This is a genomic window from Streptomyces sp. NPDC029014 (assembly GCF_055564695.1).
Window position 1 is genome coordinate 100,092 of the sequence record NZ_JBVHVT010000020.1, and the last position, 14,019, is coordinate 114,110.

Annotated in this window: 15 protein-coding genes; 9 read left to right on the forward strand and 6 right to left on the reverse strand. The window is 74.1% G+C overall.

Annotated elements, in window-relative coordinates:
* Window positions 1-116 precede the first annotated feature (116 nt).
* The 4 genes from ACZ4VL_RS13830 (at window position 117) to ACZ4VL_RS13845 (ending at window position 3,840) form a co-directional block, all read left to right on the forward strand.
* Entirely contained in the window at window positions 117-659 is a 543-nt protein-coding gene (locus ACZ4VL_RS13830; RefSeq protein WP_468199424.1) for an Hsp20/alpha crystallin family protein, read from the forward strand.
* Window positions 656-1,687 carry an SDR family NAD(P)-dependent oxidoreductase gene (locus ACZ4VL_RS13835; RefSeq protein WP_468199427.1) on the forward strand — a complete coding sequence of 344 codons (1,032 nt, stop codon included), beginning with the start codon at window positions 656-658 and terminating at the stop codon, window positions 1,685-1,687. The genes ACZ4VL_RS13830 and ACZ4VL_RS13835 overlap by 4 nt, the downstream gene beginning before the upstream one ends.
* Window positions 1,688-1,811: 124 nt before the next feature.
* Window positions 1,812-2,255, forward strand: coding sequence for an SRPBCC family protein (locus ACZ4VL_RS13840; RefSeq protein ID WP_468199429.1), 444 nt, complete (start codon window positions 1,812-1,814; stop codon window positions 2,253-2,255).
* On the forward strand, window positions 2,242-3,840 hold the full coding sequence (locus ACZ4VL_RS13845) for a phytoene desaturase family protein (protein ID WP_468199431.1): 1,599 nt from the start codon (window positions 2,242-2,244) through the stop codon (window positions 3,838-3,840). The genes ACZ4VL_RS13840 and ACZ4VL_RS13845 overlap by 14 nt, the downstream gene beginning before the upstream one ends.
* Window positions 3,841-3,943: 103 nt before the next feature.
* On the opposite strand, the gene ACZ4VL_RS13850 is transcribed toward ACZ4VL_RS13845, so the two are convergent.
* The 6 genes from ACZ4VL_RS13850 to ACZ4VL_RS13875 all read right to left on the reverse strand — a co-directional run bounded on the left by ACZ4VL_RS13850 (window position 3,944) and on the right by ACZ4VL_RS13875 (window position 7,804).
* A complete protein-coding gene (locus ACZ4VL_RS13850) occupies window positions 3,944-5,125 on the reverse strand; it encodes an alcohol dehydrogenase catalytic domain-containing protein (protein WP_468199432.1) in 1,182 nt (393 codons plus the stop codon).
* A gap of 116 nt (window positions 5,126-5,241) precedes the next feature.
* Window positions 5,242-5,937, reverse strand: coding sequence for a DUF6766 family protein (locus ACZ4VL_RS13855; RefSeq protein ID WP_468199435.1), 696 nt, complete (start codon window positions 5,935-5,937; stop codon window positions 5,242-5,244).
* 81 nt (window positions 5,938-6,018) lie between these two features.
* Window positions 6,019-6,321: a hypothetical protein gene (locus tag ACZ4VL_RS13860; protein ID WP_468199437.1), complete on the reverse strand. Its 303-nt coding sequence runs from the start codon at window positions 6,319-6,321 to the stop codon at window positions 6,019-6,021.
* Window positions 6,322-6,446: 125 nt separating this feature from the next.
* Window positions 6,447-6,923: a hemerythrin domain-containing protein gene (locus ACZ4VL_RS13865; protein ID WP_468199439.1), complete on the reverse strand. Its 477-nt coding sequence runs from the start codon at window positions 6,921-6,923 to the stop codon at window positions 6,447-6,449.
* A 13-nt stretch (window positions 6,924-6,936) separates the two neighbouring features.
* Window positions 6,937-7,212: an isoamylase early set domain-containing protein gene (locus ACZ4VL_RS13870; protein ID WP_404236032.1), complete on the reverse strand. Its 276-nt coding sequence runs from the start codon at window positions 7,210-7,212 to the stop codon at window positions 6,937-6,939.
* A gap of 205 nt (window positions 7,213-7,417) precedes the next feature.
* Window positions 7,418-7,804, reverse strand: coding sequence for a hypothetical protein (locus tag ACZ4VL_RS13875; protein ID WP_468199441.1), 387 nt, complete (start codon window positions 7,802-7,804; stop codon window positions 7,418-7,420).
* A gap of 317 nt (window positions 7,805-8,121) precedes the next feature.
* On the opposite strand from ACZ4VL_RS13875, the gene ACZ4VL_RS13880 reads away from it, so the two are divergent.
* From ACZ4VL_RS13880 to ACZ4VL_RS13900, 5 genes are all read left to right on the forward strand, one after another.
* Window positions 8,122-8,868, forward strand: a complete 747-nt coding sequence (locus tag ACZ4VL_RS13880; protein WP_468199443.1) for an SDR family oxidoreductase — start codon at window positions 8,122-8,124, stop codon at window positions 8,866-8,868.
* 11 nt (window positions 8,869-8,879) lie between these two features.
* Window positions 8,880-9,689 carry an SDR family oxidoreductase gene (locus tag ACZ4VL_RS13885; RefSeq protein WP_468199445.1) on the forward strand — a complete coding sequence of 270 codons (810 nt, stop codon included), beginning with the start codon at window positions 8,880-8,882 and terminating at the stop codon, window positions 9,687-9,689.
* A gap of 335 nt (window positions 9,690-10,024) precedes the next feature.
* Window positions 10,025-10,987 (forward strand): NAD-dependent epimerase/dehydratase family protein, encoded by a 963-nt coding sequence (locus ACZ4VL_RS13890; RefSeq protein WP_468199447.1) that lies wholly within the window; start codon window positions 10,025-10,027, stop codon window positions 10,985-10,987.
* Window positions 10,988-11,020: 33 nt separating this feature from the next.
* The gene (locus ACZ4VL_RS13895; protein WP_468199450.1) at window positions 11,021-12,709 is read left to right on the forward strand and encodes a carbamoyltransferase family protein; all 1,689 of its coding nucleotides are present in this window, start codon (window positions 11,021-11,023) and stop codon (window positions 12,707-12,709) included.
* Window positions 12,706-13,830 (forward strand): glycosyltransferase family 2 protein, encoded by a 1,125-nt coding sequence (locus ACZ4VL_RS13900; protein ID WP_468199452.1) that lies wholly within the window; start codon window positions 12,706-12,708, stop codon window positions 13,828-13,830. The genes ACZ4VL_RS13895 and ACZ4VL_RS13900 overlap by 4 nt, the downstream gene beginning before the upstream one ends.
* Window positions 13,831-14,019: the final 189 nt, after the last annotated feature.

Consider the following 14,019-nt stretch of genomic DNA (forward strand, 5'->3'; position numbering starts at 1 on the left):
GCCGCTGGTGGCGCGGTTAGTCGCCCTGTACCGGAAGGCGCTCCCGCCCCGGGATCCGGACGGAGGTGAAGGGGATGGCACGGCTCATCCGACGCTGCGCAAGCAGTCCTGGCAGAGTGCTCAGGGCCCTGGCGCCGCTCGGCGACCTCGACAGGGTGCGCGAACAGACAGGCCGGTTCCTGGACCGGGCCGCACCCCCCGGAACGGGTGGCGGAACCTGGCTCCCCGCGTCCGAGGAGGACGAGCGCGACGGCTCCTTCGTCCTCAAGCTCGAACTCCCCGGCTACCCCGCCGACAGCATCGACATCGAGGTGGAGGACGGCCGGCTGATCATCAGCGGCGACCTGCCGGAAGAAGACCGCGCCAGGGTGCTCAGTCGCCGGCAGGGCCGTTTCGTGTTCCGCACCGCCCTGCCCGCCGGGGCCGACGCCGAGCGCTGCCGGGCCACCCTCGACAGCGGCGTCCTGACCGTGACGGTGCCCCGGGCCGCACGGCAGCGGCGCCGCAGGATCGAGATCGGGCAGGGACCCGCCGCTCGGCGGGACGGGACCAGTGGACTCCCCCGCGAGAACGACGGCATGTCCCCGGTCGAAGCACACAACACCTTCGTGGCCGGCGCGACCGCGCAGGCCTCCGAACCACGCACTCCCCCACCGTGACGTCTTTCGTCCCGGTCGGCATGAACGCGGCGCTGGCGGGTCAGAGGCCGGGCGTGAGCATGCGCCATGCCGTCGTCGTCATCACGGGCGCTTCGAGCGGGATCGGACGGGCCACCGCCGTGGAGTGCGCACGGCGCGGCGCCCGCGTGGTGCTGGCGGCCCGCAGCGCCGCCCAGTTGGAGCAGGTCACCGAGGTGTGCCGGCGTCGCGGCGGCGAGGCGTTCGCCGTGCCCACGGACGTGACGGACGAGGCGGCCGTGGAGGCTCTCGCGCGCCGCGCGGTCGACGGGTTCGGCCGGATCGACGTATGGGTCAATGCCGCCGGGGTGGGCATCCTGGGACGGTTCGACCAGGTTCCGGCGCGGGAGCTGCGCCGGCTGGTCGACGTGAACGTCCTCGGTGCCGTCCACGGGACCAGGGCCGCCGTCACCGTCATGCGCCGGCAGGGCCGCGGAGTCGTCATCGACGTGGCCTCCCTGCTCGGCGGCCGCGTCACGGCACCGTACGTGGGCGGCTACGCCCTGTCCAAGGCGGCGCTCATCACGTTCGACGAGGTGGTGCGCGGGGAGCTGGCCCTCATGGGGGAACGGCGGATCCGGGTGTGCACGGTGCTGCCCGCCGGGGTGGACACGCCGTTCTTCCGCCATGCGGCGAACCACACCGGACGCGTGCTGCGCTCCCTGCCGCCCGTCGCCAGCCCCGAACGCGTCGCCCGTGCGATCGCCGGTACCGCCCGCCGCCCCCGCAGCCGGGTGCTGGTCGGCCCCTACGCCCGACTGCTGGTCGGCGCCCGGGCCGTGTGCCCCGCGGTGGTGCGGCGGACCGTGGCGTGGCGTACGGATCGCGCCTACTTCGGCGGCGGACCGCAGGAGGCCACCTCCGGCATCCTGGAGGTGCCCTGCGGGCCGGACGCCGCCGTGCACGGCGGACGCCACGGGCGGCTGAGGACGGCTGCCCGCGGGGCGGCCGCGGCCGCCGTCGCGCTGGGAGCGCTGCGCGCCGTACGCGCTGTACGTCCGGCCGGTTAGCCGGCGCCCGCCCGGCCGGTTAGCCAGCGCGCGCGGCCGGGGAGCCGGCTGGCGGGCGTGAGGTGTCCGCCGGCGGGTAGACGCCCGACTCCTACAGGCTCGGGCCCCGATCGGGGAGGCAATCATGGCAGTGCAGCACCGGCTTGTGCCGTGTCCGCCGGAACGGGTGTGGCAGGTCCTGTCCGACGGGAACCGGTACGCGAAGTGGGTGGTGGGCGCGCACAGCGCCCGGGAGGCGGACGACAGGTGGCCGCTGGAGGGGGCCGTGCTGAAGTACCAGGTCAAGCTCGGCCCGCTGCGGTACGAGGGCGAAACCGTCGTGCGCGTCAACGAGGCACCGGACCGGCTGGAGCTGGAAGCCGTCGCGGGTGACGCCAGCGCGCGCATCGCCTTCGAGGTGCGGCCGTGGGGAGCGGAGACGCTGGTGGTCGTGGACGAGCATCCCCTGCGCGGCCGGGGCTGGTCCTTCCACCACGCGGCCATCGACGCCGTCGCCCAGCTGCGGCACCGCCTGCTGTTGGCGCGGCTGGCCCGCGAATGCGAGGACGGCGGCCATGGCCGACCCTGACGCGGTCGTGATCGGCTCCGGCCCCAACGGGCTGGTCGCGGCCAATCTCCTGGCCGACGCCGGCTGGCAGGTCGTGCTGCTGGAGGCGCGGCCCGTACCGGGTGGCGCGGTGCGCAGCGACCGCGGCGTCGACGCGGCGTACGTCCATGACGTGTTCAGCGCCTTCTACCCGCTGGCGGCGGCCTCACCGGTGATCAGGCGGCTCCGCCTGGAGGACCACGGGCTGCGGTGGAGCCGTGCGCCCGTCACCGTCGCGCACCCGCTGACCGACGGGCGCTGCGCCGTCCTCGCCGCCGACCCCGAGGCCACGGCGGCCTCGCTGGAGCGGTTCGCCCCCGGTGACGGGGCCGCGTGGTTGCGGCTGTGCCGACTGTGGGAGCGGATCGGCGACGACCTGCTGGACTGCCTCTTCACGCCGTTCCCGCCGGCCCGCGCGGCCGGCAGGCTGGCGGTCCGGCTGGGCTACGCCGAAGGCCTGCGGGTGGCGCGCACCATGGTCCTGCCGGCACGGCGGCTCGGCGAGGAGGAGTTCGCCGGCGCAGGCGGGCGCCTGCTGATCGCGGGCAACGCCCTGCACGCCGACCTCGCGCCCGAATCGGCGCTCGGCGGCGGATTCGGCTGGATGATGTGCATGCTCGGCCAGAAGTACGGCTTCCCGGTGCCCCGCGGCGGCGCACAGGGCCTCACCGACGCCCTCGTGAGCCGCTTCACGGCGCACGGAGGTGTGCTGCAGTGCGGTCAGGAGGTGACCGAGGTACTGGTGCGGGGTGGGCGGGCCGTTGCCGTCCGTACGGTCGACGGCACGCTGGTCGGGGCGCGCAGAGCGGTGCTCGCCGCCCTGCCGGCACCGGTGCTCTACGAGCGGCTCCTTCCCCGGGAAGCGCTGCCCGAGCGCCTGAGGAGCGATCTGCGACGGTTCCAGTGGGACTTCTCCACCGTCAAGGTCGACTGGGCGTTGGCCCGGCCGGTCCCCTGGGCGGTGGAGGGCCCGCGCACGGCGGGAACGGTCCACCTCGCCGACAGCGTGGACGAGCTGACCCTCCTGGCCGCGCAGATCGCCATGCGCCAGGTGCCGAGCACCCCGTTCACCGTGTTCGGGCAGATGACTACGGCGGATGCGAGCCGCTCCCCCGCGGGCACCGAGTCCGCGTGGGCGTACACGCACGTCCCGCAGGACATCGCGGGCGATGCGGGCGGGGACGGCATCACCGGCCGCTGGGACGAGCGGGAGAAGGAAGCCATCGCCGCCAGGATCGAGGCGCAGATCGAACGCTACGCCCCGGGGTTCAGCGCCTCGGTCCGCGCCCGCCGGATCCTCGCCCCGCCCGACCTCGAACGCCTCAACCCGGCCCTGGTGGGCGGCGCCATCAACCAGGGCACCACCAACCTGCACCAGCAGCTCGTCTTCCGGCCGCTCCCGGGCACCGGTCGGCCCTCCACCCCCATCGCCGGGCTCTACCTCGCCTCCGCCACGGCGCACCCCGGAGGCGGCGTCCACGGGGCGCCCGGAGCCAACGCGGCCCGGACGGTCCTCTCCGCGCACCGGCCGCTGACCCGGCTGCGCCGGTGCCGCCGCAGCCGCTGAGCGGCATGAGCGGCAGATGCGTCCCGGCGGCAGGTGCGTCCCGCTCCTCCCGGCGAGCCCGGGCGGGCCACGGCCCGCAACGGGTCACCAACGGGTCAACGGGTCAGGGGCGGAAGAGGACCTTGACGGTGTTCTGCCGCTTCTTCTGGAAGTCCGCGTAGGCGTCGGGCGCCTCCTCCAAGGGGAGGTGGTGGGTGGCGAAGCCTTCGACGCCGAGCGGGTCGCCGTCGGTCAGCAGCGGCAACAGGTCGTCGACCCAGCGCCGTACGTTGGCCTGTCCCATGCGCAGTTGGATCTGCTTGTCGAACATGGTGAGCAGCGGCAGCGGGTCCGCCGTCCCCCCGTACACGCCCGACAGGGAGATGGTGCCGCCGCGGCGGACGAGGTCGATGGCCAGGTACAGGGCCCCGAGCCGGTCGACGCCGGCCTTCTTCATCAGCACGGACGCCAGGGCGTCGGGCAGGAACCCCGTCGCGGTCTGGACGGCCTTGGCCAGTGCACTGCCGTGGGCCTCCATGCCGACGGCGTCGATCACTGCGTCCGGGCCGCGGCCGCCGGTCGCTTCGCGGACCGCCTCGACGAGGCCGTCGCCGAGCTGGGCGAGGTCGTAGACCTCCACTCCGCGTTCCTTCGCCCTCGCCAGACGGGTGGGGACGAGGTCGATGCCGAAGACCCTGGCCCGCTGGTGGGCGGCTATGCGGGTGCACATGTCGCCGATGGGGCCCAGGCCGAGCACGGCGACGCTGCCTCCGGGGGGTACGTCGGCGTAGGCGACGGCCTGCCACGCGGTGGGCAGGACGTCCGAGAGGTAGACGAACCGGTCGTCGACCGGCCCGTCCGGTACGGGTATCGGCAGGGTGTCGGCGAACGGCACCCGCAGGTATTCGGCCTGCCCGCCCGGCACCTGGCCGTACAGCTTGGTGTAGCCGAACAGGCTCGCGCCGGTACCGTGCTCGTGGACCTGCGTGGTCTCGCACTGCGAGTGCAGACCCTGTGCGCACATGAAGCAGGTGCCGCAGGAGACGTTGAACGGGACGACGACGCGGTTGCCCGGCGCGAGCGTCTTCACCTCGGGTCCGACCTCGACGACCACGCCCATCGGTTCATGGCCGAGGACGTCCCCGGGGTCGAGGAAGGGGCCCAGCACCTCGTACAGGTGCAGGTCCGATCCGCACAGGCCGGTGGTCGTCACCTCGATCACCGCATCGGTGGGATCGACGATCCGCGGATCCGGAACGGTCTCCACCCGTATGTCGCGGCGGCCCTGCCAGGTCACGGCTTTCATCGCGCCTCCTCTCCTACGACTCCGAAGTCCGGATCAGCGCGCCTACCCCGTCTCCGCGCCGCAACGCCCGCGCACGGCGCCGGGGTGGCCGGCGGAGCCACCGGCGGGCCGGGCGGTCAGCCCTCGATGCCGGTGGTGGTGTGGGGGGCGCCGACGGGTTTGGATTCCGGGGAGCCGCGCTGGCGGAGGTAGATGGACAGCACGACCATGGCAGCGACCGCGAGGAGCTCGGACTGCCAGTTCTGCAGCGTCCGGTTCCAGAAGTCCGGGGTGGTGAGGTAGCCGGTCCAGGTGACGGGGTCTTCGAGCTGGCGGAGCTGCTGGCCGTTGTAGGCGGCGGTGCCGGTGATGGACTGCGCCAGCCACGACAGCACGAACAGGCCGCCCATGACCAGCCCGAGCGAGCGGGAGTAGAGGGTCTGCCGCCAGTCCCCGGTCCCCGCCCACCGGGGGGAGTCGGACCGCGCATGGTCGCCCATGCGCTGGTCCTCGTCGCTCTCCGGGCCAGCCTTGTGGACCTTCTTCGACTCCGGCGAGCCGCGCTGCACGAGCCAGACGGTGCCGAAGATGTAGAGGAAGAACTGCAGGAACTCCGACTGCCAGTTCTCGGTCACGTCCACGGCGAAGTCCGAGGAGGTCAGGTAGTCGCCGAAGCCGAGCGGCTGCATGCCGTCCACGGTGAGCTGCTCGTTGAACTCGGCATGGCCGGCGACGGCCTGGCAGGCCAGCGTCAGCAGGAAGGCGCCTCCGAAAGCGAGCGTCAGGCTGTTGTCCCGCCAGAAGCCGCCCCGTCGTTCACGGCCGTCCGTCATCGCTGCAGCACCCCGATGGTGATGAAGTAGCCCAGACCGCCCAGGATCACCACGAGGGTGGTGATGAACAGCCCGCGCATGTCAGCCCCCCTTGACCAGGCACTGGTAGGGACGGCCCGACTGCGGTGTGCACCCCGCGGCCACCACCTTCCACCCGTCGGGGAACAGCGACAGGAACAGGGTGTCCCCCGACATCCGCGCCATCGCCTGTCTGCCGTACGCCCGGACGTCGCGAAGGCTGCCGGCAGGGGGGAGCTGCTCGCTGCCGAGCGCTTGCGGGCAGCTCTGCCGTGCGTCCTGCTCCACCTGGCGGCGGGTGCCCGGGGCGAGCAGGGTGCAGGCGCGCAGCTGGTCCCCCACGCCCACGGCCTGTTCGAAAGCCACACCCGCCCGGCCGGCGGCGGCCTCGCGTGATGCGGGCTCCGAGCAGCCGCACGCCGCGAGGGCGCAGGCGCACCACACGAGCAGCGCCCGCCTGCGGCGCGGGGACCGGGACGGTTGCGGCCGCGTCACTTCGAGTCGGCGCTGGGCACGGACAGCGGGTCGCGCGGCGCGTCGTCCTTCGCCGCCCGGAGCTTTTCGCCGAGCTCGACGAGCCGGTTGCGGCCCATGGCCTTGCGCACGTCCGGGAACCAGTCCTGCTCCTCCTCCTCGACGTGATGGCGGACCTGTTCCATCAGCACGCTCATCTTGGCCTTGAACCGCTCGTCGGCCGGGTCCATGTCCTTGAGTTCCGACAGCATCCACACCACCGCGTGGTGCTCCTCGATGCTCTCCAGGACGTGATCGGTGGTGTCGGGCGCGGCCTCGCGAGCGGCGGGGTAGAAGTACTGCTCTTCGATCCAGGCGTGGACGGTGAGTTCCTCGATCACCTTGTCGGCGATCTCGCGGCGGTCCGCGGTGTCCTCGTCGCCGGTCTTCTCGAACTGTTTGAACAGCTTCTCGACCGTCTTGTGGTCCTCGCGCAGCAGCACGATGGCGTCCATGGCCGGCCGTCCGTCAGGTGTGGAGGCGGCTGTTGGCGCCGTCGTGGCCGTCGGCCTGGTCGTCGTCGAACCAGTAGTCGCCGGCCGCCAGGTAGCGGAAGGAGTGGCTGCCGTTGGCGGGCAGCGCGACCGTGGCGACACGGGTACCGTCACCGCGGGGACGCAGGGGGTGCGCGGAGGGGTTCCAGTGGTTGAAGTCCCCGACCACGCTCACCGGTCCTTCGGGGCTGTCCTCGGGAAGGACGAAGGTGACCTGGGTACGGCCCTTGAGCTGCTTGCGTTCGAGCACCGGAAGACTCCCGAGGGTGGCTGGCAGAAATGAGGTTCTTGCACCGTCGCACGGCCGCCCACGGCGGAGTCCGTACACGCCGATCGGCAGCGGCGGCCGTCACCCGCTCGGCCGCCGGGCCGCACGGCGGCAACCGCCCCGATCGAACACGCGTCGGGGCGGTCCTCCCTCCTTCACGCCTTCACGGCCGGTGAAGGAGCCGGGATCAGCCAGGGCGGAGCCGCTTGGGGCCGTCCTTCTTCTCGACGCCGGTGAAGGCGGACTCGTCCTTGCCGCCGCTGGGGCGCTGGGAGCGTCCCTGGGACCCCAGGTCATGGTGACCCTTCGGGCCGCCGGGCTTGGCCAGGTCCTCGCCGCTGCGCGTGCTGCTCTTCACCGGTACGCCCTCATCGGCCTTGCCGGTCTGCGGGCTCTTGCGGGCCTTGCGGGAGCCGCCCCCGTGCTTCTCCGGCGGGTCGAAGGACCGCCGGGCGCTGGGGTTCTCCTGGGTGTGCGTCGCGTCGACATCGGGTGACCAGCCGTGTTGCTCGGTGCCTTCGTGCCGACTCGGTCCCTCGCCGTGGGGGACGTGCGACTTCGGACTCGTGGCCATTACAGCCACCTCCCGGTTCGGGGTGTTCGGTCGCCGGGCGCCTGCCCCGCACCCGGCCGGGCAACCGCGGCAGCGGCCGCTTTCACCGAGACGGCTGCGGGCACCGCCAGGGGTGCCGTCCGGGTCCCTGCCCGCCACCGGGCCCGCTGCGCCGCAGGACCGCCGAAGAGCCCGCCCGAGGGGCTGGCGCCGCCCCGCCCAGCGGCCTAACCCCGCGCGCCCGCCCCGGCTCGGCTGCCCACAGTGGGGTGTACGGGGACCACCGGCAGCCGCCCGCCCGGGCAGGCTGCCGCCCCCGGACCGACGAAGGGGACAGCATGAGCAGCGCGGTACAGGTGGACCTGACGGGCAGGCAGGCACTCGTGACGGGCGGTGCCCGGGGGCTGGGCGCGGCCATCGCGCGCCGGCTCGCCGCGGCCGGGGCCGGCGTCCTCGTGGCCGACGTACGCAAGGACCTCGCCCAGCAGCTCTGCGCCGACATGGTGGTGGCCGGCGGCCGGGCCCGGTTCGTCGAGATGGACGTCTGCGACGCGGACGCCGTCGCCGCCGTCCTGCGGGACATCGAGGAGGACGGCCGGTCGGTCGACATCCTGGTCAACAACGCCGCCGTCGACGTGTCCAAATCGGTCGAACACCTGACGGCGGACGAGGTCACCCGGGTGGTGACCACCAATCTGCTCGGACCGATGTACCTGTGCCTGCAGACCTACCGCCGCATGGTCGCCGCCGGTGGCGGTCACATCGTCAACATCCTCTCCACCGCGGCCAACCGCACCTGGACGGAGGCCGGACCGTACGCGGCGAGCAAGGCCGGGCTGCGCGCCTTCACCCACACCCTGTTCAAGGAGGCCCAGCGCGACTGCACGGGCATCGGGGTGACCGGGGTCATCGCGGGCGGCATGGAGACCCCGTTCGTCATGGACCGGTTCCCGGACGCCGACGTCAGCCTCCTGCAGAGCCCGGAGATCGTCGCCGACACCGTGCTGTACGCGCTCTCCGTGCCCCCGGGCAGCGTGGTGGGCGAGCTGGTCGTCGTACCGCGCCGGGAGCCGTCCTGGCCGTGAGGGGGACCGCCATGATCAGTCCGCTCGATTTCTCCCCCACCACGGCGGTGGTCACCGGCTCCGACTCCGGGATCGGCCGTGCCGTCGCGGTCCGGCTGGCCGCCGCCGGCATGGACGTCGGCATCACCTGGCACCTGGACGAGGCGGGGGCCCTGCGCACCGCCGAGGAGGTCCGGGGCAGGGGCCGGCGGGCCGCCGTCGCCCGGCTGGACCTGAGGGACCTACCGGCCGCCGCCGACGTGGTCGACCGTCTCGCCGACGAACTCGGCCGCATCGACGTCCTCGTCAACAACGCGGGCATCGGCACGGCCACGCCCTTCCTCGACCTGGACCTCGCCACCGTCCGGGAGGTCCTCGACGTCGACCTCGTGGGCCCGCTCCTGTGCGGCCAGCGGGCCGCCCGCCGCATGATCGGGCAGGGCGGTGGAGGCAGGATCGTCAACGTGACCTCGGTCCACGAGCACCAGCCCCGCGTGGGCGCAGCGCCGTACTGCGCCGCCAAGGGCGGGCTGGGCCTGCTGACCCGGGTGATGGCACTCGAACTCGCCGAACACGGCATCACCGTGAACTGCGTGGCGCCGGGCGAGATCGCCACGCCGATGACCGGCCAGGAGGACCGGGACGTCCGGGCGGAGCCGCGTCCGGGCGTGCCTGCCGGTCGGCCCGGTGACGCCCGGGAGGTCGCCGCCGTCGTCGCCTTCCTGACCGGGCCCGACGCCTCGTACGTCACGGGCGCCTCGTGGCCTGTCGACGGCGGCATGCTGCTGATGGGACCGATGGCCGGGTCGCACCTGGACCACGACCGCTGGCGCCGGCCCTGACGGGCAGCTGCCGGGGCGGCGCACACGCCGGTGCCGCTCGCGCGGAGGCGGGCGCCGGCCGGTCGCGTGCCGCGCGGTCGGGGCCGGCCGGCACCGTACGGCGCCGTACGGCGCCGGCGCCCGGCCCAGGCGGGTCCCTTCGTCACACAGGGTGATTCACCGGAACGCGCGGCGGGCCGTGCGGGGGTCGGCGGACTGCCGCAGTCTGAAGCGGTCCCACGGATCCGGCCCTCCGCTTCGTCCGGCACACCCCCTCTTCTCGTGCCGCCGCCCGCGGCCGGACCGCTCCCGAGCTGGCCGTCCCAGGCCCGCCCCCCGTTCCGAGGAGACACCGCATGGACAGCGCAGCCCCGCGCCTCTGGGAGCACGCCGTCATCACCGGCGGAGCCGGTTTCGTCGGCTCGCACCTGTGCACCGCCCTGCTGGACGCCGGCACGGCGGTCACCTGCGTGGACGACCTCAGCACCGGCCGGGTCGACAACATATCGGCCCTGCTCGACCGCCCCGGCTTCGCCTTCCAACAGGCCAGCGTCGTGGAGCCGTTCGAGGTCGCACGCCCACCCGACCTGGTCCTGCACCTCGCGTCGCCCGCCTCGCCGGCCGACTACCTGCGGCTGCCCGTGCACACCCTCGAGACCGGCAGCCTCGGCACCCGCAACGCCCTCGCCCTGGCCCACCGGGCGGGCGCCCGCTTCCTCCTCGCCTCCACCTCCGAGGTGTACGGCGACCCCCAGGAACACCCGCAGAGCGAGCGGTACTGGGGCCACGTCAACCCGGTCGGCCCGCGCAGCGTGTACGACGAGGCCAAGCGCTTCGGCGAGGCCCTGACCACCGCCGAATCCGGCCTGCACGGCACGGACACCGCCATCGTCCGCCTGTTCAACACCTACGGGCCGCGGATGCGCGGCTACGACGGCCGCGCCGTCCCCACCTTCGTCCGCCAGGCGCTCGCCGGCGAACCCCTCACCGTCACCGGTGACGGCCTGCAGACCCGCTCCCTGTGCTACGTGGAGGACACCGTCCGCGGCATCCTCGCGATGGCCGCCCACGGCATGCGCGGCCCGGTGAACATCGGCAACCCGGACGAGATCACCATGCTGGAACTCGCCCGCCGGGTCATCGAACTCACCGGCTCCCGCTCGGAGATCCGCTTCATCGAACGGCCCACCGACGATCCGGCCGTCCGCTGCCCGGACATCACCCTCGCCCGGGACAAGCTCCAGTGGGAGCCGCGCGTGACGGCGGAGGACGGACTGCGGCGCACCATCGCCTGGTTCCGCGACCGCGTCGGCAACTGACCCCGACGAACAGGCAGAAGGGGCCCGCCGCCCATGCGCATCCTCGGAATCAACGCACTCTTCCACGACTCAGCCGCGGCGCTCCTCGTCGACGGCCGCACCGTCGCGGCCGCCGAGGAGGAACGTTTCTCCCGACGCAAGCACGGCAAACGACCGGTCCCCTTCTCCGCCTGGGAACTACCCGAACAAGCCGCCGCCTGGTGCCTCAAGCGGGCCGGCCTGCGCCCGCAGGACCTCGACGCCGTGGCCTACTCCTTCGACCCGTCCCTCGCCCGGCCGGCGGCCGACATGGGCCTCGACGACCCGTGGGACCACCTGCGCCTGACCTACGCCCGTGAGGTACCCGGCTTCCTGCGCACCGCCCTGCCCGGACTGGACCCCGCCGTCGTCCGCTTCGTGCCCCACCACATGGCGCACGCCGCGTCCGCGGCGTTCGCCGCCGACGATGCCGACGGCTCCAGCGTCCTCGTCCTCGACGGCCGTGGTGAGCGGGCCTCCCACCTCGCCGCCCGGCGCACCGGCAGCCGGCTGGAACCCCTGTACGCACAGGAGCTGCCGCACTCCCTGGGCCTGGTCTACGAGGAGCTCACCGCCCACCTGGGCTTCCTGCGCTCCTCCGACGAGTTCAAGGTGATGGCCCTCGCCTCGTACGGCAGGCCCCGGATGCTGTCCGAGCTCCGCCGGCACGTGCATCCCACCGGCGACGGCGGCTTCCGCGCCACCGGCGTCCCCTGGCACGAACTGTGCAGTCCCCGGGGCCCGGACGAGCCGTGGACCCAGGACCACGCGGACGTGGCCGCCTCCGCGCAGGCGGTCCTGGAGGAGACCCTCCTCGATCTGGTGCGCTGGTTGCACGGCCGCACCCGCGACAGCGTGCTCACCCTCGCCGGTGGAGTCGCCCTGAACTGCGTCGCCAACTCCCGCATCGCCAGGGAAGGCCCGTTCTCCCGGGTGTGGGTGCAGCCCGCGGCGGGCGACGCCGGCACCGCCCTCGGCGGAGCACTGCTGCTCGCCGCCGACCGGGGGGACGATCCCGCGCCCATGCCCGGCGCCGACCTGGGCCGCGACTGGACCGACGCCGAACTCGAAGGCATCCTCAAGACCGCCGCCGTTCCGTTCGACCGGCCGCCCGACATCGCCGCGACCGTCGCCCGCGCCCTCGCCGACAACGCCGTCGTCGCCTGGTTCCAAGGGCGTTCGGAGTACGGTCCGCGCGCCCTCGGGCACCGCTCCCTGCTGGCCCACCCCGGGCACGCCGGCAACCTCGAACGCCTCAACGACGTCAAGGGGCGCGAGCAGTTCCGGCCCGTCGCCCCCATGGTGCTCGCCGAGCGCGCCGCCCAGATCTTCGAGGGACCGCTGCCCAGCCCGCACATGCTCTTCGTCCACGACGTCCACCCGGCCTGGCGGGAACGGATCCCCGCGGTCGTGCACGTCGACGGCACGGCCCGCATCCAGACCGTCGACGCTGCCGCCGAACCGCTGGTCGCCCGCATGCTCACCGAGTTCGAGCGGCTCACCGGCCTCCCCGTGGTCGTCAACACCAGTCTGAACACGGCCGGCCGGCCGATGGTCGACGAGCCGCGCGAGGCACTGGAATGCTTCGGCTCCTCCCCCGTGGACCTGCTCGCCATCGGCCCGTACGCCGTGCGCCGCGGGGCGCTCTTCCGCTCGGGTTCCGCAGACCCCTCCGGCCCGTCAGACGAAAGGTGGCTGCGATGACCCGCCCCACCGGACCTCCTCCTTCCGACGCGCACCGGCAGGCCGCCGTACCGGACTACGCCGTCGTCATCCCCACCCTCGGCCGCCCCAGCCTCCGTGCCTGCCTGGATGCGCTGGTCCGGACGCCCGGGCCGCTGCCGTCCCGGCTGGTCCTGGTCGACGACCGGACCACCCCCGAAACGGCCGGGTACGCGGACCCCCGCGCCCGCGGCCTGGAGGTGCCGGCCCTCCTGAGCCCCGTCACCACCGTCGTCAGCGGCGGCGGCCGCGGCCCCGCCGCGGCCCGCAACGCCGGCTGGCGGGCCGCCGGGCCGGTCCCCTGGATCGTCTTCCTCGACGACGACGTGGTCCCCGGGCCGACCTGGGCCGAGGACCTGGCCCGCGATCTGGCCCGGGCCGGCGCCCGCACCGCCGGGGTCACCGCCCGGATCAGCGTGCCGCTGCCGCCCGACCGCCGGCCCACCGACTGGGAACGCAACACGGCGGGCCTGGCCACCGCCCGCTGGATCACCGCGGACCTCGCCTACCGGCGGGAGGCCCTCGAATCGGTCGGCGGCTTCGACGACCGCTTCCGCCGCGCCTTCCGGGAGGACGCCGACCTCGCGCTGCGCCTCCTCGACGCGGGCTGGGACCTCGCCGCCGGGGACCGCCGCACCAGCCACCCGGTACGACCCGCCGACCGCTGGGTCTCCCTGCGGACGCAGGCCGGCAACGCCGACGACGTCCTCATGACCCGGCTGCACGGCCGGGACTGGTGGCAGCGGGCCGCCGCGCCGCGGGGCCGGCTGCCCCGGCACTTCGTGGTCACCGGCGCCGCCGTCGCGGCCGCCTGCTGCACCGCCCTCGGCCGGCCCCGAGCCGCCGCGGTGTGCGCGGCGGCCTGGCTGGCCGGCACCGCCGAGTTCGCCTGGGCCCGGGTCTCGCCGGGCCCCCGCACCCGCGCCGAGGTCGCCGTCATGGCGGCCACCAGCATCCTGATCCCGCCCGCAGCATGCTGGCACTGGCTGCGCGGACTGTGGGTGCACCGCCGGGCCCGCCCGATGACCCCGCAGCACCCCGCCGGGCCGCCGCCCGGAGCACCTCCGGCGCGGGCCCGGACCAGCGAACCGGTGTCGTCGTGACCGGCCGCCCCGCCGCCCGACGTCGCGGCTGCGCGCCTTCGGTGCCGTACCCCTGGCTCATCGACGGGCCGGCCGCGCGGGGGGGGGGGGGGGGGGGGGGGGGGGCGGGAGGAGAACAGGCCGACCGCACACGCCCGGACGGCCACCCCAAGGACGCGTTCCTCGAACTGGAAGGCACCCCGACCGGCG